Annotated in this window: 19 protein-coding genes and 1 pseudogene; 11 read left to right on the top strand and 9 right to left on the bottom strand. The window is 62.0% G+C overall.

What is annotated here, in order from left to right; genetic code table 11:
- Positions 1–12: 12 nt before the first annotated feature.
- The 3 genes and pseudogenes from groES to MHK05_RS11960 form a co-directional block, all read left to right on the top strand.
- Entirely contained in the window at positions 13–306 is a 294-nt protein-coding gene (gene groES, locus MHK05_RS07330) for a co-chaperone GroES (protein WP_005322702.1), read from the top strand.
- Between the two features lie 8 nt (positions 307–314).
- Positions 315–1931, top strand: coding sequence for a chaperonin GroEL (groL, locus tag MHK05_RS07335; RefSeq protein ID WP_023020625.1), 1617 nt, complete (start codon positions 315–317; stop codon positions 1929–1931).
- An 84-nt stretch (positions 1932–2015) separates the two neighbouring features.
- Positions 2016–2369, top strand: a pseudogene (locus tag MHK05_RS11960) (hypothetical protein); the annotation flags it as partial.
- Here MHK05_RS11960 and MHK05_RS07345 read toward each other — a convergent pair.
- Positions 2366–2668 (bottom strand): WhiB family transcriptional regulator, encoded by a 303-nt coding sequence (locus MHK05_RS07345; protein WP_023020627.1) that lies wholly within the window; start codon positions 2666–2668, stop codon positions 2366–2368. The pseudogene MHK05_RS11960 and the gene MHK05_RS07345 overlap by 4 nt on opposite strands.
- 306 nt (positions 2669–2974) lie before the next feature.
- Here MHK05_RS07345 and MHK05_RS07350 point away from each other — a divergent pair, with 306 nt between their 5' ends.
- Together MHK05_RS07350 and MHK05_RS07355 are read left to right on the top strand one after the other, a co-directional pair.
- A complete protein-coding gene (locus tag MHK05_RS07350; protein WP_049359746.1) occupies positions 2975–3547 on the top strand; it encodes a sigma-70 family RNA polymerase sigma factor in 573 nt (190 codons plus the stop codon).
- 65 nt (positions 3548–3612) lie between these two features.
- A complete protein-coding gene (locus tag MHK05_RS07355; protein WP_023020629.1) occupies positions 3613–4368 on the top strand; it encodes a hypothetical protein in 756 nt (251 codons plus the stop codon).
- Positions 4369–4371: 3 nt separating this feature from the next.
- Here MHK05_RS07355 and MHK05_RS07360 read toward each other — a convergent pair whose 3' ends face one another.
- Positions 4372–4743 (bottom strand): DUF5319 domain-containing protein, encoded by a 372-nt coding sequence (locus tag MHK05_RS07360; RefSeq protein WP_239205801.1) that lies wholly within the window; start codon positions 4741–4743, stop codon positions 4372–4374.
- A gap of 118 nt (positions 4744–4861) precedes the next feature.
- Here MHK05_RS07360 and guaB point away from each other — a divergent pair, with 118 nt between their 5' ends.
- Positions 4862–6382 (top strand): IMP dehydrogenase, encoded by a 1521-nt coding sequence (gene guaB / locus MHK05_RS07365; RefSeq protein WP_239205803.1) that lies wholly within the window; start codon positions 4862–4864, stop codon positions 6380–6382.
- A 7-nt stretch (positions 6383–6389) separates the two neighbouring features.
- Positions 6390–7553: a GuaB3 family IMP dehydrogenase-related protein gene (locus tag MHK05_RS07370; RefSeq protein WP_239205805.1), complete on the top strand. Its 1164-nt coding sequence runs from the start codon at positions 6390–6392 to the stop codon at positions 7551–7553.
- 103 nt (positions 7554–7656) lie between these two features.
- Here the strand turns inward: MHK05_RS07370 and MHK05_RS07375 are convergent, their stop codons facing one another.
- Complete coding sequence (locus tag MHK05_RS07375; protein WP_239205807.1) at positions 7657–8028, bottom strand: hypothetical protein; 372 nt, start codon at positions 8026–8028, stop codon at positions 7657–7659.
- 33 nt (positions 8029–8061) lie between these two features.
- On the opposite strand from MHK05_RS07375, the gene guaA reads away from it, so the two are divergent.
- Positions 8062–9636, top strand: a complete 1575-nt coding sequence (gene guaA / locus MHK05_RS07380) for a glutamine-hydrolyzing GMP synthase (protein ID WP_239205809.1) — start codon at positions 8062–8064, stop codon at positions 9634–9636.
- 65 nt (positions 9637–9701) lie between these two features.
- Here guaA and MHK05_RS07385 read toward each other — a convergent pair whose 3' ends face one another.
- Positions 9702–10739: an HNH endonuclease signature motif containing protein gene (locus tag MHK05_RS07385; protein ID WP_023020634.1), complete on the bottom strand. Its 1038-nt coding sequence runs from the start codon at positions 10737–10739 to the stop codon at positions 9702–9704.
- Between the two features lie 137 nt (positions 10740–10876).
- Positions 10877–11296, bottom strand: coding sequence for a hypothetical protein (locus tag MHK05_RS07390; RefSeq protein ID WP_239205811.1), 420 nt, complete (start codon positions 11294–11296; stop codon positions 10877–10879).
- Positions 11297–11360: 64 nt separating this feature from the next.
- Between MHK05_RS07390 and imuA' the strand changes: the two genes are divergently transcribed.
- Together imuA' and MHK05_RS07400 are read left to right on the top strand one after the other, a co-directional pair.
- Positions 11361–12023, top strand: coding sequence for a DnaE2-dependent mutagenesis accessory factor ImuA' (gene imuA' / locus MHK05_RS07395; protein WP_524535284.1), 663 nt, complete (start codon positions 11361–11363; stop codon positions 12021–12023).
- Positions 12020–13543, top strand: coding sequence for a DNA polymerase Y family protein (locus MHK05_RS07400; RefSeq protein WP_239205813.1), 1524 nt, complete (start codon positions 12020–12022; stop codon positions 13541–13543). Before imuA' ends, MHK05_RS07400 begins: the two co-directional genes overlap by 4 nt.
- Here the strand turns inward: MHK05_RS07400 and MHK05_RS07405 are convergent.
- Positions 13540–14097 carry an AMIN-like domain-containing (lipo)protein gene (locus tag MHK05_RS07405; protein ID WP_023020638.1) on the bottom strand — a complete coding sequence of 186 codons (558 nt, stop codon included), beginning with the start codon at positions 14095–14097 and terminating at the stop codon, positions 13540–13542. The genes MHK05_RS07400 and MHK05_RS07405 overlap by 4 nt on opposite strands.
- Before the next feature lie 110 nt (positions 14098–14207).
- Here MHK05_RS07405 and MHK05_RS07410 point away from each other — a divergent pair, with 110 nt between their 5' ends.
- On the top strand, positions 14208–15068 hold the full coding sequence (locus tag MHK05_RS07410; protein WP_239205815.1) for a sucrase ferredoxin: 861 nt from the start codon (positions 14208–14210) through the stop codon (positions 15066–15068).
- A gap of 21 nt (positions 15069–15089) precedes the next feature.
- On the opposite strand, the gene MHK05_RS07415 is transcribed toward MHK05_RS07410, so the two are convergent.
- The 3 genes from MHK05_RS07415 to MHK05_RS07425 all read right to left on the bottom strand — a co-directional run bounded on the left by MHK05_RS07415 (position 15090) and on the right by MHK05_RS07425 (position 17733).
- Complete coding sequence (locus MHK05_RS07415; RefSeq protein WP_023020640.1) at positions 15090–15770, bottom strand: methionine ABC transporter permease; 681 nt, start codon at positions 15768–15770, stop codon at positions 15090–15092.
- Complete coding sequence (locus MHK05_RS07420; protein WP_239205817.1) at positions 15767–16804, bottom strand: methionine ABC transporter ATP-binding protein; 1038 nt, start codon at positions 16802–16804, stop codon at positions 15767–15769. The genes MHK05_RS07415 and MHK05_RS07420 overlap by 4 nt, the downstream gene beginning before the upstream one ends.
- A gap of 71 nt (positions 16805–16875) precedes the next feature.
- Positions 16876–17733, bottom strand: a complete 858-nt coding sequence (locus MHK05_RS07425) for a MetQ/NlpA family ABC transporter substrate-binding protein (RefSeq protein WP_200288235.1) — start codon at positions 17731–17733, stop codon at positions 16876–16878.
- Positions 17734–17745: the final 12 nt, after the last annotated feature.

Consider the following 17745-nt stretch of genomic DNA (forward strand, 5'->3'; position numbering starts at 1 on the left):
GGAGGAAACATCATGGCAAACATTAAGCCTCTCGAGGACCGCGTCCTCGTACAGATCGTAGAAGCTGAAACCACCACCGCTTCCGGCCTGGTTATCCCGGATTCCGCTAAGGAAAAGCCGCAGGAAGCTACCGTCGTTGCAGTAGGCCCAGGCCGCACCAACGACAAGGGTGAGGTCACCCCGGTAGGCGTCAACGAGGGCGATACCGTGGTCTTTTCCAAGTACGGCGGCACCGAGCTGAAGTACAACGGTGAGGAGTACCTGCTGCTGTCCTCCCGTGACCTGCTCGCCGTCATCGAGAAGTAGGCCTCACTATGGCAAAGCTTATTGCATTCGACCAAGAAGCCCGCGAGGGAATTCAGCGCGGCGTCGATACGCTGGCTGATGCCGTCAAGGTCACTCTCGGCCCGCGCGGCCGCAACGTCGTGTTGTCCAAGGCTTTTGGCGGCCCCACCGTCACCAATGATGGCGTGACCATCGCCCGCGATATCGACATCGAGGAACCATTCGAGAACCTCGGCGCCCAGCTGGTTAAGTCCGTTGCAGTCAAGACCAACGACATCGCAGGTGACGGCACCACTACCGCCACCTTGCTGGCCCAGGCACTCATCTTCGAAGGCCTGCGCAACGTCGCAGCTGGCGCTAACCCAATCGAGCTTAACCGCGGCATCGCGGCGGCGGCCGAAAAGGCCGTGGAGGAGCTCAAGGCTCGCGCCACCGCGGTCAACTCCTCGTCCGAGATTGCCCAGGTAGCCACCGTCTCTTCCCGCGACCCGGAGGTCGGCGAGATGGTTGCCGGTGCTATGGACAAGGTGGGCAAGGACGGCGTTGTCACCGTCGAAGAATCCCAGACCATCGACTCCGCCGTCGATGTCACCGAGGGAATTTCCTTTGACAAGGGCTACCTTTCCCCGTACTTCGCTACGGAGGAAGAGACCTACCACGCCGTGCTGGACGACGCCGCTGTGCTCCTCGTCCGCAATAAAATCTCCTCCCTGCCGGACTTCCTGCCGCTGCTGGAGAAGATCGCCGAGACCAACCGCCCAACCCTCATCATCGCAGAGGACGTTGAGGGCGAGCCGCTGCAGGCGCTCGTCGTCAACTCCATCCGCAAGGTGCTCAAGGTCGCGGCCGTGAAGGCCCCGTACTTTGGCGAGCGCCGCAAGGGCTTCATGGATGACTTGGCTGTCGTTACCGGCGCCACCGTCATCGACCCAGAGGTGGGCGTTAACCTCAACGAGGCTGGCCTCGACGTTTTGGGTTCCGCTCGCCGCGTGACCATCACCAAGGAAGACACTGTCATCGTCGATGGTGGCGGCACTGCTGAAGCGGTAGAGGAGCGCCGCGAGCAGATCCGCCGCGAAATCGAGCGCACCGACTCCACCTGGGATAAGGAAAAGCTGGAGGAGCGCCTGGCTAAGCTCTCCGGTGGCGTGGCCGTCATCCGCGTCGGCGCCGCCACCGAGACCGAGGTCAACGAGCGCAAGCTGCGCGTCGAAGACGCCATCAACGCGGCCCGCGCGGCCGTTGAAGAAGGCGTCATCGCCGGCGGTGGCTCTGTGCTGGTCCAGATCTCTAAGGAGCTGGAGTCCTTCGCTGAGGGCTTTGAGGGCGAAGCAAAGGTCGGCGTCCTCGCCGTCGCCCGCGCGCTGACCCGCCCGGCGTTCTGGATCGCCGAAAACGCCGGTCTCGACGGTGCTGTCGTCGTCTCCCGCGTTGCCGAGATGTCCAATGGCGAAGGCTTCAATGCCAATACCCTGGAGTACGGAAACCTCATTGATAACGGCATCATTGACCCAGTCAAGGTCACCCACTCGGCCGTGGTCAACGCCACTTCCGTGGCCCGCATGGTTCTTACCACCGAGGCCTCCGTGGTGGAAAAGCCACAGGAAGAGCAGCCAGCTGACACCGGTCACGGCCACCAGCACTAAACTGGCTACCAACATCACCCGCCCCGCTTCCCGCGAGGCGGGTTTTGTTGTACCTGGACTAGGGCCGTGGAATACATCAAGGTCACCGGTGATACCGACCCCGTTCGCAAGGCCTTCGCCAAGGCCAATGGCATCAAACCCGCACTCTTATTCCGCGAGTTTCGAGGGTGCCTGCCTCAAGCGCAACGGCGCGGGTGTGGTCTACGTGGAGCCGGGCGTGATGAGCAGGTGGACTCCGGCCATACCGTCATCCGTATCGACCACAACCTGGCTGTGCTCGCGCACGCGGACTACGCCATCGATTTGGGCCTCGGAGCCGGTTTGGCCGGCGGCCAGGCGGTCTTTAGCGGCACGCCAGCAGACTTAGCCGAACAGCGTGACTCGGTGACGGGGCGTTTTTGCCGACGCCCTCGTCTCCCCCTAACTTTCCTGCCTTAAGCGTTGACCGGCGCGGCGGCGCGGCGACGCTGGCGAAGCTCTACCACGCGTTCGGATTCGCTCATTCCGCCCCAGACACCGTAGGGCTCGGCGGATTGCAAGGCATGCTCGCGGCACAAATCAATGACCGGGCAAGAATTGCAGATGGCTTTGGCGCGATTCTCGCGCTGGGCGCGGGCGCGGCCGCGCTCGCCATCCGGGTGATAAAATACGTCCGAGTTTTCTCCGCGGCAGGCGCCTTGTAGCTGCCAATCCCACAGGTCAGCGGTGGGACCGGGAAGCAAATGAGGCTGAGACACGTTACTAAGCTCCTTTGTAAGGGCGAGAATTCTTGTGTGGCTTCCGCAGCGTCGCGGAAAGCAACCTCACGTAGTGTTTCGCGCGTGGGTAAACGGTGGGTTACCGATTTTTGACTTTTAAGTATTATTCTCGCACTTCCTCTTCCTGCACCATGGTTTACCAGCGCAAACGCCGAAGGTTAACGGTTTGTGAATTTTCTGCCGCTCAGCTTGCATAGGTAATGGGGCTGCGCGTTGCCTTTGCATAAACTCCCCGTGTGCCAATATGGTTAGTTACCGGTCGAAAACATCTCAGAGGGTGCATACGTGAGCGATAGGGAACAGGAGCTAGCGGATCTCGTTCCGCATGCCGTCGACGGCAGCCGTCGAGCGCTGCAAAAAGTCCTGCAGATCATTCACCCGCAGGTCCTGCGTTACTGCCGCGCCCGCATCGGGGGCGGCCGCCAACCCACCGCGGAAGATGTGGCCCAAGAGATTTGCCTAGCAGTGGCTACCTCGATTGGTTCCTATGAGGACAAGGGCCGTCCTTTTATGGCCTATGTTTATGGCATCGCATTTAATAAGGTCACTGATGCTCACCGCGCGATGGGCCGCGATAAGTCCACGCCTACCGAAGAAATTCCGGAAGACTCCGCGCGTGAAGCCACTCCTGAAGAGTGGGCGCTAGAGGCCGACGGTAGTAACAGAATGCGCGCCTTGCTCGATACATTAAGTGATAAGGCGAAAAACATCGTTATTCTGCGCGTGTTCAACGGTTTGTCAGCAGAAGAGACTGCGGAAATTGTGGGTTCCACTCCAGGCGCGGTCCGTGTGGCACAACACCGAGCACTAGCTCAATTGCGAAAGACCCTCCAAGTCGCGCAGGAAACTGCACACTAAGGGGCTTGTGGCCCAATCTCACAGCAGGTATTTCATAACAGAAAGGAAGGGGGAGAGACACCATCATGGCTTCTAAGCACCACGGCGATAACGACGACCTAGCGGACCAGCTCCAGCCCTTGGTCGATGATGATGCATTCCTCACTGAGCTTTCGAAAGGCAACGACCCTTCCGACCGTCAGGATGACCTGGCGGGGTTGCTGCTGGAGTTAAAGGGGGACGTCGACAAGCACATGCCTCCGGCCCCGCTGGTAGAAGGCGCTGAGGCGGAGCCTCAGGTTATTGATCTTGGTAAGGCGCGCAAGCGTCGCCGCGGCGGGCCTTTCGTGCATGGTCTCATTGGCGCGGCCGCTGCAACCCTAGTCATTGCTGGAGCCGGTGGCGCAATGCTGCATGCCGGAACTTTTGATAAAGGGGATAAGACCCGCAATGTAGAGCTGGCCGGAACGCTGGAAGAGATGGAATCTCGCGCGGCCGAAGGCGATATTGAAGGTGCTCGGGAACTGATGAGGGATGCCCGAGCCAAGCTGGACGCGGCCGAAGGCAAGGAAGAAAAGGCCATCGCCGCCAACAGTGAGGCGGAACACAAGCGCTCTGCGCACCCGAAGCCCGCCCCGCACACCGTGACGGAGACCGCCACCGAAACCGTGGCGGAAGAAGCTTCCCAACCGGAACAGCAGCCGGAGCAGGTTACCGTGACCGAAACTCAGTACGCCACCGAAACCGTGGTGGTCACGGAACAAGGGCAGCCAAACCCGCAGCCCAACCCCAACGTTGAGGATGAGCCGACGACCACCATCGAGTTGGGCCAGCAGCAGTAGAAGCTAGCGGCCCTCTAGGCCATCCAAGTAACCCAGGGCGTAGTCCCAGGGAACATAGCGGGAGGGATCCGGCTCGGCGCCTGGCTCATGCACTGGCGCTAGCTCCCCTTCGAGCGTGGCGCGCATATTTGCGGCCATGATATCCCACTCATAAAAGTGATTTTCCTGGCAATCCTCGCAGAGGAAGAAGATGCCGTCGATGCCGCGCGGGCCGAGGATGGACGCGAATTTCTGCACCAGCGCGAGGTCGTGGATGATGGCGATTCGGTCGTCGTCGGTAAGCGGCATGGCCTGCTCGTCCTCCTCCAGGAAGGAGGCGGGGTCATTCGGGTCATCGGCGAAAGGATCGCGGGGCATATTGGCGAAGAAGTTCACGCCTGCGAGCCTATTGAACTTACCCTCCCGAGGCAATTTACCCCTGCCCAAATGGTGTCGTCGGCCGGCAAAGCACTACAGTTGTGGTAGCCGCTAAACCTGTTAAGGAGAGACCTCGATGAGCGAGAACCGTATTCATACTGGTGGAGATGACCCGAACAAGGTAGCCCTGCGCGGCCTGACCTTTGACGATGTGCTTCTGTTGCCCGCCGAATCCAATATCGTGCCCTCCGAGGTCGATACCGGCGCGCAGTTTACCCGCAATATTCGCCTCGGCGTCCCGCTTGCCTCGGCCGCCATGGATACCGTGACTGAGGCCCGCATGGCCATTGCCATGGCGCGCCAGGGCGGCATCGGCGTGCTGCACCGCAACCTGTCTACCGAGGACCAGGCCGAGCAGGTAGAAATAGTCAAGCGCTCCGAGTCCGGCATGGTCACCGACCCCATCACTGCCCGCCCGGATATGACCATTGGGGAGGTAGACGCGCTGTGCGCCCGCTTCCGTATCTCCGGCCTGCCGGTGGTAGATGAGGACGGCACTTTAGTCGGTATTTGCACCAACCGCGATATGCGCTTCGAGCCTGACTTTGATCGCAAGGTCAGCGAGGTTATGACGGCCATGCCGCTCGTCGTAGCGCGCGAGGGCGTATCCAAGGAGGAATCCCTCGAGCTGTTGTCGGCCAATAAGGTGGAAAAGCTGCCCATCGTCGATGCGGATAATAAGCTCACCGGCCTGATTACCGTCAAGGACTTTGTAAAGTCCGAGCAGTACCCTAACGCGTCGAAGGACTCGGCCGGCCGCCTGTTGGTTGCGGCCGGCATCGGTACCGGCGAGGAGTCCTACCAGCGCGCCGCCGCGCTTGTCGACGCCGGCGTGGACGCCCTCGTCGTCGATTCCGCCCATGCCCACAACAACCGCGTGTTGGAAATGGTTTCCCGCGTCCAAAAGGACTTTGGCTCCAAGGTCGATGTCATCGGCGGTAACCTTGCCACCCGTGAGGCCGCCCAGGCAATGATTGATGCCGGCGCGGATGCCATCAAGGTCGGCATTGGCCCGGGCTCCATTTGCACCACCCGCGTCGTCGCTGGCGTGGGAGCGCCGCAGATTACGGCCCTGATGGAAGCCGCCGCGGTAGCTGGCCCGGCCGGTGTACCGGTGATCGGCGATGGCGGCATGCAGTACTCCGGCGACGTCGCCAAGGCCCTAGCGGCCGGCGCCGATACCGTCATGCTGGGTTCCATGTTTGCCGGGACCACTGAGGCGCCCGGTGACATCGTGGTCTACCAGGGCAAGCAGTACAAGCGCTACCGCGGCATGGGCTCCATGGGTGCCATGCAGGGCCGTGGACTTTCCGGCGAAAAGCGCTCCTATTCCAAGGATCGCTACTTCCAGGCCGATGTTCGCAGCGAGGACAAGCTGGTTCCAGAAGGCGTCGAGGGCCGAGTGCCCTTCCGCGGCGATATCGATGCCATCGTGCACCAGATTATCGGCGGCCTGCGCGCTTCCATGGGCTATACCGGCTCCGCCACCCTGGCCGAGCTGAAGACCAAGCGCTTCGTTCAAATCACCGCCGCGGGCCTGAAGGAATCCCACCCGCACCACCTGCAGCAAATCGCAGAAGCACCAAACTACCGCTAGGAATATCATGCGTGAATACGCCGAAATTGGCATCGGCCGCGAGGCCCGCCGCACCTTTGATCTAGAGCAACTATCCATCGTGCCGCAACGCCGTACCCGCTCCTCCAAGGACGTGGATACCACCTGGCACATCGATGCCTATACCTTCGACATCCCTTTCGTGTCCCACCCCACCGATGCGCTCGCCACGCCCGAGTTCATCATCGAGATGGGCAAGCAAGGTGGCCTGGGCGTCATTAATGCTGAGGGGTTGTGGGGCCGCCACGAGGATCTCGAAGGCGCTCTAGCTCGCATTTACTCGCAGCCGGGCGATAACTCCATCATTCAGGAGTTGCACGCCGCCCCGCTTGACGACGCCCTCCTTACCGAACGCATCTCCCAAGTCCGTGACTCCGGCGTCACCGTTGCTGTGCGCGTTTCTCCGCAAAATGCTCGTGAGATGGCCCCGAAGGTGATCGCGGCCGGTGCCGAGCTGCTGTTTATTCAGGGCACCCTGGTCTCGGCCGAGCACGTAGCTACTGGTGGCGAGCCGTTGAACCTCAAGGAGTTCATCGGATCGCTGGATGTGCCGGTCATCGCGGGCGGAGTTACCGACTACACCACCGCGCTGCACCTGATGCGCACTGGCGCGGCCGGCGTTATCGTGGGCGCGGGCGTGACGACCAACGCCGAGACCGTTGGTATCGACTCGGCCATGGCCACCGCTATTGCCGACGCCGCTGCCGCCCGCCGCGACTACCTCGACGAGACTGGCGGCCGCTACGTGCACATCATCGCCGATACCGAGTTTGAAAACTCCGGCAATATTGCCAAGGCTTTTGCTTGTGGCGCCGACAGTGTCGCTCTCGGCCCACTGCTTGCTCAGGCCCGCGAGGCCGGCGGTAAAGGCTGGTACTGGCCCGCCACGGCCGGTCACCCGCGTTTCCCCCGCGGCTTCGTCCAGTTCTCCGGAGCTGATGCCGACTTGGATGTTGATTTCCTCACCGCCGGTACCCCGGCCGAAGCTGCAGAAGAGTCTGCCGCTCCTTCGCTTGAAACGGTGTTGCACGGTCCCTCCAGCGAGCCCTTCGGCCGCACCAACTTGGTCGGCGCGCTACGCCGCTCCATGGCAAAGTGCGGCTACACCGACCTGAAGTCCTTCCAGAAGGTTGAGCTCGCCGTCCGCCACTAAATGGCAATCTCGAACGCGGCTGTGCTTTCTTGGCGCAGCCGCGTTTTGTCTTCAAGCTTTCTTTTCCTCTGGAGAGGTAGAGCGTGGCGGAGAAGGAGGGTGGTCAGGAAACCAACTGCCAACCGCCTTCCCTCCTCCATGTGGTCTCGCGCGACATCGGCCGCCATTGTCCTGCATCGTGGACTGGGCACACGCGTGCTCCCGCAGGATTGAGTTCTACAACCTTCTTTTCCTCTTTCGCGCGCAGCACTACCGAATTATGCGCTACTTCTGGGTATCCCATGCGCTCTGCCTGCTGAGTGCCGCATAAGGGAGCCCACTCGTCCCACTTGCTTCCAAAGACTTCTGCGGCTGGGAGTGTTACCCGTTGTGGACCTTGTTCATCCAGCGCAGACGTCACCTTGGCCGTAGTTGGGGTAGCGTCACAACCGCATAACAATAGCCCGGTGGTGAGCACAATAGCCAAGCGCTTCATAAGCTATCAGTTTAGTGGGTTAGACTATGGGGCGTGACTAAGCCAAACACTACCCCGCGCCCCGTCCTCGTTGTGGACTTTGGCGCTCAGTACGCGCAGCTTATTGCCCGTCGCGTGCGCGAGGCCAAGATTTACTCCGAGGTTGTCCCTCACTCCGCGTCTGTGGAGGAAATCAAAGCTAAAGATCCCGCCGCGCTTATCCTGTCGGGTGGCCCGTCCTCCGTCTATGCTGACGGTGCCCCGGCCCTGAAGCCGGAGCTGCTTGAGCTCGGCATTCCTGTCTTCGGCATCTGCTACGGCTTCCAGGCCATGAACCATGCGCTTGGTGGCACCGTGTCGTCGACTGGCGAGCGTGAGTACGGCCGTACCGATATGAATGTTAAGGGCGGCGTACTTCACGAAGGCCTAGAGGCTACCCACAAGGTGTGGATGTCTCACGGCGATGCCGTATCTGCCGCTCCCGAAGGCTTTGAGGTTACGGCCACCTCGGCCGGTGCTCCGGTTGCAGCGATGGAGTGCCTAGACAAGAAGATGGCCGGTGTGCAGTACCACCCTGAGGTACAGCACTCGCCGCACGGCCAGGAGGTGCTTACCCGCTTCCTTACTGAGGTTGCTGGCCTAGAGCAGAACTGGACGGCCGATAATATCGCCGAGCAGCTCATTGCCGATGTCCGCGCCCAGGTGGGCGAGGAAGGCCGCGCTATTTGCGCCCTGTCCGGCGGTGTGGATTCGGCTGTGGCGGCCGCGCTGGTGCAGCGTGCTATCGGTGATCGCCTCACCTGTGTCTTTGTTGACCACGGCCTGCTGCGTGCCGGCGAGCGCGAGCAGGTAGAAAAGGACTTTGTCGCCTCCACCGGCGCGAAGCTGGTGACCGCGGACGAACGCGCTGCCTTCCTGGAAAAGCTGGCAGGCGTTAGCGACCCTGAAGCTAAACGTAAGGCCATCGGCGCGGAGTTTATCCGTTCCTTTGAGCGCGCGGTAGCGGGCGTGCTTGACGACGCCCCCGCAGGCTCCACCGTCGACTACCTCGTCCAGGGCACGCTGTACCCGGACGTCGTCGAGTCTGGCGGCGGCGATGGCACGGCGAATATTAAGTCTCACCACAATGTTGGCGGTTTGCCAGATGACGTGGAGTTCGAGCTGGTTGAGCCGCTGCGTCTGCTGTTTAAAGACGAGGTACGCGCCGTCGGCCGCGAGCTGGGATTGCCGGAAGAAATCGTTAACCGCCAGCCATTCCCAGGCCCAGGTTTGGGTATCCGCATTATCGGTGAGGTAACCGAGGAACGCTTGGAGACGCTGCGTGAGGCGGACCTCATTGCCCGCACCGAGCTGACCAATGCCGGCCTGGATGACCAGATTTGGCAGTGCCCGGTCGTGCTGCTGGCCGACGTCCGTTCCGTTGGTGTGCAAGGTGATGGCCGCACCTATGGCCACCCGATCGTGCTACGCCCAGTGTCCTCGGAGGACGCCATGACTGCGGACTGGACCCGCTTGCCATACGAGGTACTGGAGAAAATTTCTACCCGCATCACCAATGAGGTGAAGGACGTCAACCGCGTGGTCTTGGACTGCACTTCCAAGCCACCGGGAACCATCGAGTGGGAGTAAAACGGCATGCGTAGAAGGCGCTCAGGCTATCTCTGAGCGCCTTTTCGCGCGTTTGAGGAGCGTGTTTACTCGCGCGGGGTAAACGGTGGACGCCACACAATGCGCCCGCCCACCCGCTCGAGGCGGCCGCGCCGGGGCGGAGCGTTGGGGTCATCATCGTTGACGCCGTTATGGTAGGCGCAGCACATGACCAGGTTTTTCATATTCGTCTCCCCACCGTTACTCCACGCCTTGAGGTGGTGGACCTGGGAGAGATCGGCCGGTTGGTTGCAGCCCGGCCAGGCGCAGCGTGGGTTTTCTGCAGCGGCCATGATGCGCTGTTTGTCATTGGCCACGCGCGCCGTGCGGTAGAGGTTGACCGGCCCTTCTTCGGGGTGCACGAGCGTGACGTAGCCGGTTTCTCTATCGCCAGAAAAGCCGACGTCGTTGAGTACGCGCCGCAGATATTCGGTGCCGGTAATGGTGGCGCCATTGGTCAGGTCGAGCTCGATATCGTCGCCGTGGCCGTCGCGGATGCGAATGAATTTGTCTAATGGCACGATGGCATTGGTTATCACCTCTGCCCGCGCGGCCGCTGCCTGGTCAAAGAAAATTTTTTCTACCGCCTCGAGCGATTGCTTCCCGGTCGCGGCCAGCGCGGCGTTGAGATCCGCGATGAAACTAGAGGTTCCGGTGATGGCAAGCGTCCAGTAGTCATTGGGGCGTCGGTAAGTGCGCACACCTGGAGTAACGGTGTTGTCTTTCATCTCGTGCAGGCGCCGGCGGGCGTGCTTGAGAATATGGCTCATCGCGCCGGTCATTGCGCAGCACTCCGCGCGTAGCTCCCAGGCCTGTTTCTTGCTCGGGGCGCGGTTAACAATGCGCTCTAGGGCGGTGAGTGTGGCGATAGAATGGGTGTTGCGACGGGCGTCGGCAATAGCACGGCGCTGTAGCCGGGTAAATTTGGTGCGGCCAAAGTAGCTCTCACACAAAAGAAGCAGATCGGCCGCGATGGCATCGGGCGCGCCGTGGTCCATAAGCTCGGACCCGGACATGCCCTGGCACCCGGCGATGATGTCCATGCCGGGGCCTAAGGCAGTGAGGTAGGTCTCGAGTGCGTTCATGCCTGCAACGCTACGACGCGCACCTACACCGGCGCACGGCCGGCGCAACCGCTGCGGCCAGTTGTGTGGATAACCCGGCCTACATACCCGAGGCGGGGCGGAAAAGCTGTGGATAACCCCGAAAAGTGTCGTATAGATTAGGCAAACGCGAGCCGTCGCGTGCCATCCACGTGGGGGAAGACGAGAAAGCTCAGGCCAAAAACCACCAGCCATACCAGGCCGGCGCCCCACGCGGGTAGGGCCACGATGGGGGCGAGCATCACCATAAGCCACAGAATCATCAGTGGCACGAGCTGTGCGATGCTAGGAACCAGAGTGACATTGCGCTTGGTGGCATAATCGCGCATCGCGTGGCGGTAGGGGTGGGCAAAGACGAGAACGAAAGCTGCCACGAGGCACACGAGCGCCCCGATTAGTGCAGCAAAAATATGTGCGCGGCTGGCCAAAAGCGCCACGGCCGCACCGATGAGGATGGACGAACCCAAACGCACCCATGGCGGAGTGGGAATGGGGGTGGTGTGCTCGCGCATGGCACCGTAGGCAGCGTTGAAGTTCATGCCGCTAAGGCTACCATTCGAACATACACTTGCATGTGTCCGGGTGAGGGTTCATACTATTCGGGTGAATCAAACGAGCGTTCGCCTAGAAAAAGCGGTGGCCGGACTAAGTAGGTCGGACCGTGTGGCGATGCTGCGTACTCGCATGCGCGCTATGGAGCGTGGCCCGGAAGAGGAGCTGGTAGATACGCTTCCTGGCCTGGCACGTCTGCTTCCTGCGGGCGGCTTGGCGCGCCGGCACGTGGTGCACTGTACTAACTGTCCAGCGCTTGTGGTGGAGCTTATCTGTCACCTCACGGCCCGCGGTGGGCATGTGGGTGTAGTGGGGTGGCCAGATCTTCTACTCACACAAGTGGCCGAGGAAGGTGTTATCGAACGTGTGGTAACCGTCCCAGATCCGGGCGTGGATTCCTGGATGGTGACAGGGGTATTGGCGGAAGGACTGGACCTAGTCATCCATCATGGGCCGCCCGGTGAGGTGAGCCCAACCAAGGCCCGGCCGGTGCTGGCGAAGGTGCGCGGCGGGCGCGCGGCGGTGCTGACGGTGGGCACGCGCTTGCCCGGCACGGCGGTGGAGATAGGAGCGCAGGTGAGTGCCTATCGGGGCGTCGGCAAGGGCAGTGGGCGCATTCGCGGCGTGGACATGGACGTTGAGGTGACCTCGAAGCAGGCTAGCGTGCGCGGGGTGCTCACGGTGGGCCAACACCGCAGACTGGAGGCCGTATGAGGGTAGCGGCTGTGTGGTTTCCGGATTGGCCCATCCAGGCCGTCGGCGGGCAGGGCCCTATGGTCATTGCGCGCAATCACGCGGTTGCGGTATGTGATAGAGCGGCGCGCCGGGCGGGGGTGCGGCGTGGGATGCGCCTGCGTCAGGCCCAAGCGTTGTGTCCCGAGGCGGCGGTGATGGAGGCTAACCCGGACCGGGATGGTGCGGCGTTTGCGGAGGTTGCGGCCGGTTTGGATGCGGTGGCGTCCTCGGTGGAGGTGCTGCGCCCTGGTTTGGCCATTGTGGACGCGGGCGCGGCGCTGCGCTACCACGGGGAGAAAGCATTAGAGATGCTTGTCGACGCCTCTTCGTACGCCGGCTTCGATTCCACCCTCGGCGTCGCCGATGAGATTGCTACGGCCGTTATCGCGGCCCGGCACCGTGGCATGGGCGCGGTGGTGCCAGAGGGCGGCTCGCGAGAGTTTTTGGCCACCCAGCCCATAGGAGTGCTCGCCGCCGATGAGGCCTTGGGCTTTGATGCTGGGTTTGTTGCGCAGCTCGATAAGTTGGGCGTGCGCCGCCTGGGCGACTTAGCTGCACTGCCGTTTAAGCAGGTAGCTACCCGTTTCGGTGAGTCCGGGCGTCGCGCGCACGAACTGGCCCAGGCTCGTGCGGATAGGCGGGTGGCCCCAGAACTGGCACGCCCAGACCTGGCCGTGGAAATGGAAGAGCGCATCGAGCGCGTGGACGCGGCGGCCTTCGCGGCCCGTCAGCTAGCGTCCCGGCTGCATGCCCGCTTGGAAGAGGCCGGCAAGGTCTGCCTGCGGCTGCGCGTGGTGGCGGAGTTTGGCACCGGCGAGGAGTTGGCGCGGGTGTGGCGCACACAGGAAGCGCTGACGGAGCAGGCCACCGCGGACCGCGTGCGCTGGCAGCTCGATGGCTGGCTCTCGCGTGCCACTGGTGGGGGCGCGGCTATCCGCCGCCTCGCACTGGAGCCGGTGGAGGTGGCCACCCCGTCCGCCACCGGGCTCTGGGGCGGAGAGGGATCTCAGGAGCAGGTCAAACGTGTGATCGCTCGCGTGCAATCGCAGCTGGGGGTTGACCGCGTGCTGCAGCCGCGGGCGGTGGGCGGCCGTGGGGTGGCCGAGCGCATCGAGTACGTGCCCTATGGCGAGCAGCGCGACGCACCGCCACAAGGCGAGTGGCCTGGCCGTATTCCGGCACCCCTGCCTGCGCGGCTGGGCGGTGGGCCTAATCATCCGGCCGCGCGCATCCGGCTTATCGACGCCGCTCGTCGCGAAGTATTCGTCACCGCCGAGGCTCTCCTTTCGGAGGCGCCGGTGGCATTGAGCTGGGGCGCTCATCGCTTCCGCGTGCTGGGCTGGGCCGGTCCCTGGCCGGTGGATACGCAGTGGTGGACTAGTAACCCGCAGCACGTAGCGCGCCTGCAGGTGGTGGGGCAGGCCGACTATGAAGAGCATCAGCGGGCCTGGCTTTTGGTATGGTCCGGCGGACGCTGGCGGGTGGAGGCGACCTATTAATCGCGAATATCGACTACGAGGCGGGTGGGGTTATCGAGCACCTGCACGGAATAGGGCTTGCGCGAGGTCATGCCGATGACGAATTGGCAGCGGCCCTCGTAGGTACCGCCATTGACCACCTGGGTGACGACTCCCTCTACGGGGGCATCCACCACGCCGATGTGGGGATCGTCCTTCCCCGCCTCGAAGGGGTAGACCACGCCGTCGATATTGACATTGAGTGCGGTCTCGCCGGAGTGGTCAATAGTCTTGCCAGAACCCTGCTGCGTGGGCGTGTCGGCATAGTCTACGAACCAGCCGGGAGAGCCGCTGCCGTCGAGTTCAAAGACAACGCGTTCAAAACCCTCGTGCTGGCCGATGCGCACGTTAGTCACCGTGAGCTCGGAGGGGGCCTGCGGCCGGAGGGTTTTCATTTCCATATTGGCCTGGCCTAGTGGATTGAGCCGGGAGTTATCCGCAGATGCAGCCATGGTGGTGCGGTCCGTCTCTTGGGCGGCGCAGCCGCTGAGGGAAGCAGCGACGAGGAGTGTTGCGGCGAGACGGACTTTTAGCATGCCCCCTAGGTTATAGTTTCGGCCGTGAACTGTATAGCCGAGGGGGTATTTCGTGGCCGAATTGTGGCCAAGGGTGTGAGCTGAAATGCAGAAAGGTTAGGCTTAGGTATATGACCGAGTTCTGTTCAGATATCCAGGTAGAGCCGCTGCCAGGCACGGCGAAGAAGGAATCCGTCTATGTGCTTTTTGAGTGGCCGGGCGGATGGTCGCGAGACGTGCTCGATGGCGATACCTTTGGGCCGGAGCTCACGGCGCAGCTCAAGGCCAAGCTGAAGGGCGTGGCGGGGCTGCAGCTTATCCGCCGACCGGGCCGCGACGGCCGCCAGGTAGGCAAGATGCACCGCTGCTACCTGGTGTGGGCCGAGCGGGGAGTGATGGAACTCGTGCTGCTGACGGGGCCGGAGAAAATCCTCGATCTGGATCTGACAGGACCTAGACGCAATGGAGGCGGCGCAGTGGAAACACCGCTGGTTTTGGTGTGTACGCACGCGAAGCGCGATACCTGCTGTGCGGTCAAGGGGCGGCCGTTGGCCGCGGAGCTGGTGGAGGATTACCCGGATATGGTCTGGGAGACCTCGCACACGAAGGGACACCGGTTCGCGCCATCGGTCATGCTCATGCCGTGGGGCTATTCCTTTGGACGAATGAATAAAGAAGCCGCCGCGCAGATGATTGCGGCGGCGGCGCGGGGAAAGTATTTTTACCCGGTAAATCGCGGGCGCGGTATTTTCGGCCCGCGCGGCCAGGTGGCGGAGTTGGCGGTGGCCCGAGCGCTTATCGACGCCGGCGAGGAGCTCTCCTACGGCCAGCTCACCGCCACTGATAGCGGCGAGGTCAGCCACATTGACGGCCGGCGCTGGCGCGTGACGCTCGAGGAGCGCGAGGTAGAAGGTGTGGTTTCTTCGTGTGGTGACGCCCCGAAGACGGGCCAAGCCATCGTAGCGACCGGCGTGGAGCCGGTCGCGGGGTAGGGCGCCGTCGGCAAGCGGGGGCTAGCGGCGCATGACCTTGGAGGAGAGCCAGTTGCCGAAGAACTGGGCGGCCTGCACCAGCACGATGATGATGAGCGTGGCCACGACGGTGACTTCCCATTCGAAGGCGCGGTAGCCGTAGACGATGGCAAAGTCACCCAAGCCGCCGCCGCCGACGTAGCCGGCCATAGCGGACATGTCCACGATGGCGATAAACAGGAAGGTGTAGCCCAAAATCAGTGGGCCGAGGGCCTCCGGGACGATAACGGAGGTAATGATCTTCCACGGCGAGGCACCCATGGAGCGGGCGGCCTCGATAACGCCGGGGTCGATGGACACGAGGTTTTGTTCCACCACGCGGGCCACGGAGAAGGTCGCGGCGATCACCATGACGAAGGTGGCCGGTCCGCGGCCGATGGACCCGCCCATCACTATGACGGTCAGTGGCTGGGCAAAAGCCAGCAAGATGATGAACGGGATGGGGCGGACGAAGTTAACCAGCAGGTTGACAATGAAATAGACGAACCGGTTTTGCAGGATGCCGCCCGTGCGGGTGGTATAGAGCAGCATGCCTAGGCCAAGGCCGAGGATGCCGGAAACGATGAGGGTAGTCGAGACCATGATGAGGGTATCGACGATGGCATCGGCCAGTGAAGGGCCGAGGCGGTCCCAGTTGGCTTGGGCGAGGGTGGTGACGGTCATCGTGCAATCTCCTCAATCTGGGTGGTGGTAGAAAGCGTGCGGTAGAACTCTTCGATGGCGTTATTGTCGCCGCTAAGTCGCACGGTCAGCTTGCCAAAGGAATGCTGTTGCAGCGTGGTGATGCCGCCGTGGACGACGGCGATGGATACGCCGGCTTCCTTGAGCCGGGCGGCGGCGGTGAAAAAGCCGGATTCCTCGGTGAGGTTGATGGTAAACAGGCGGCCTTCGTGCGCGAGCAGATCGTCGGTTTCAACGACGTCGGGCTCGTTGCGCAGCGAGGTGGCTACGAACTTGGCGGCCACGGAGGTCTGTGGGTTGGAAAAGACCTCGTAGACGCTGCCTTGTTCCACGACGCGGCCGTTTTCCATCACGGCGACCTTATCGGCGATGGAGCGTACGACTTCCATCTCGTGGGTAATAACCACGATGGTGATGCCAAATTCCTTGTTTACCTGACGCAGTAGGTCGAGGACTTCCTGCGTGGTGGTGGGGTCGAGGGCGGAAGTTGCTTCGTCGGCAAGCAGCAGCGAAGGGTTGGTGGCCAGCGCACGGGCAATGCCGACGCGCTGCTTCTGGCCGCCGGAAAGCTGCTCTGGGTAGCTCTTGCCCTTGTCTCCTAGGCCGACGAAATCCAGCAGCTCTTGCACGCGCTGGGCGCGCTCCTGCTTGCCGACGCCCTGCAGCTGCAGCGGGTATTCAATATTGCCGGCCGCGGTGCGCGAGTTCATCAGGTTGAACTGTTGGAAAATCATGCCGATATTGCGGCGAATGCCGCGCAGCTTCTTCTCGGACATGCCAACGATATTGGTGTCATCAAGCAGGAGCTCTCCCGCAGACGGGGTGTCCAAGCCGTTGATCATGCGTACGAGGGTGGACTTGCCGGCGCCGGAGTAGCCAATGATGCCGACAATTTCGCCGGCCTCAATGGTCATGGAGACATGGTCGAGTGCCTTAACTCGCGCCTTTTTCTGCTTAAAGATCTTGGTGATCTCGCGGAACTCGATGCGGGTGCCGCGTTGAGTGGAATCTGCCACGTGTTTGCGTCCTTAGTTAGGAAAGTGCCAAACCCCGCCGGGGGGTTCCGGCGGGGTAAAAGCAAGGGTGATTAGTCCAGATCTGCTTCGAGCTTATCTAGGATCTTCTGCAGATCCTCCTGGCTGCGCTCCACCTCGACGGAGGTGCCGGCGGAGTCTTCATCGACGCCCTCCTGGACGGCGTCGGAGTGCCATAGCTCGGCAAGCTTCTTGATGTCTTCGTTATCGGCGTCCTCCTCGCGAACGGCGAAGACATTGATGTACGGTTCTGCTTCTTCAGAATTCGGATCGTCTTGGAAGATGGCAGTCTTCGGATCGATGCCGGCACGCTCCAGGAAGGAGTTATTGATAATCGCCGGGGTGCCCTCGCCGTGCGCGGACGTGGTCTGCGCGGCGTCTACCGGGGTGACCTTGACCTTGGACTTCTTTTCATCAATATCCAGCGGGGTGGGCTCCAAGTTGTCCTTATCCTTCAAAGTAATAAGGCCGGCCTGGACCAGTACGTTGATGGCGCGGGCCTGGTTGGTGGAGTCATTCGGGATGGCGACCTCTTCGCCCTCGATGCCGTCGAGGGAGTCGTGGTCCTTCCAAAACAGTGCTAGCGGCACGATTTCGGTGGCCACGATAGGCACCAGGTTGGTGTCATTGCCGTGGTTGTACTCCGCTAGGAACTTCAGGTGCTGGAAGTTATTGGTATCCAGCTCGCCCTGGTCCAGAGCCTGGTTCGGGGTGTTGTAGTCCGCGAATGGCTGGATTTCAATGTCATAGCCAGCGTTCTTCGCTTCCTGCTCGAATGCTACCCACGCCTTCTTGGCGTCGTCGGTGGTGCCCACCTTGATGGACTTGGAATCATCGGAGGAGCAGGCCACCAAGCTGGTGGCAGCGATGGTTACAGCGGCAGTAGCAGCCACTACGCGACGGATCTGCATGGGGATTCCCCT

This window comes from Corynebacterium nasorum, from assembly GCF_022347325.1.
GTDB lineage: Bacteria > Actinomycetota > Actinomycetes > Mycobacteriales > Mycobacteriaceae > Corynebacterium > Corynebacterium kefirresidentii.

Bases quoted from the DNA above. Each gene is read 5' to 3' on its own strand.
- groL (WP_023020625.1), top strand. From the start codon at position 315: ATGGCAAAGCTTATTGCATTCGACCAAGAAGCCCGCGAGGGAATTCAG.
- MHK05_RS07425 (WP_200288235.1), bottom strand. From the start codon at position 17,733: ATGCAGATCCGTCGCGTAGTGGCTGCTACTGCCGCTGTAACCATCGCT.
- MHK05_RS07355 (WP_023020629.1), top strand. From the start codon at position 3,613: ATGGCTTCTAAGCACCACGGCGATAACGACGACCTAGCGGACCAGCTC.
- MHK05_RS07415 (WP_023020640.1), bottom strand. From the start codon at position 15,770: ATGACCGTCACCACCCTCGCCCAAGCCAACTGGGACCGCCTCGGCCCT.
- MHK05_RS07375 (WP_239205807.1), bottom strand. From the start codon at position 8,028: ATGAAGCGCTTGGCTATTGTGCTCACCACCGGGCTATTGTTATGCGGT.
- MHK05_RS07390 (WP_239205811.1), bottom strand. From the start codon at position 11,296: ATGAACTTCAACGCTGCCTACGGTGCCATGCGCGAGCACACCACCCCC.
- MHK05_RS07370 (WP_239205805.1), top strand. From the start codon at position 6,390: ATGCGTGAATACGCCGAAATTGGCATCGGCCGCGAGGCCCGCCGCACC.
- guaB (WP_239205803.1), top strand. From the start codon at position 4,862: ATGAGCGAGAACCGTATTCATACTGGTGGAGATGACCCGAACAAGGTA.
- MHK05_RS07400 (WP_239205813.1), top strand. From the start codon at position 12,020: ATGAGGGTAGCGGCTGTGTGGTTTCCGGATTGGCCCATCCAGGCCGTC.
- groES (WP_005322702.1), top strand. From the start codon at position 13: ATGGCAAACATTAAGCCTCTCGAGGACCGCGTCCTCGTACAGATCGTA.
- MHK05_RS07405 (WP_023020638.1), bottom strand. From the start codon at position 14,097: ATGCTAAAAGTCCGTCTCGCCGCAACACTCCTCGTCGCTGCTTCCCTC.
- MHK05_RS07385 (WP_023020634.1), bottom strand. From the start codon at position 10,739: ATGAACGCACTCGAGACCTACCTCACTGCCTTAGGCCCCGGCATGGAC.
- MHK05_RS07410 (WP_239205815.1), top strand. From the start codon at position 14,208: ATGACCGAGTTCTGTTCAGATATCCAGGTAGAGCCGCTGCCAGGCACG.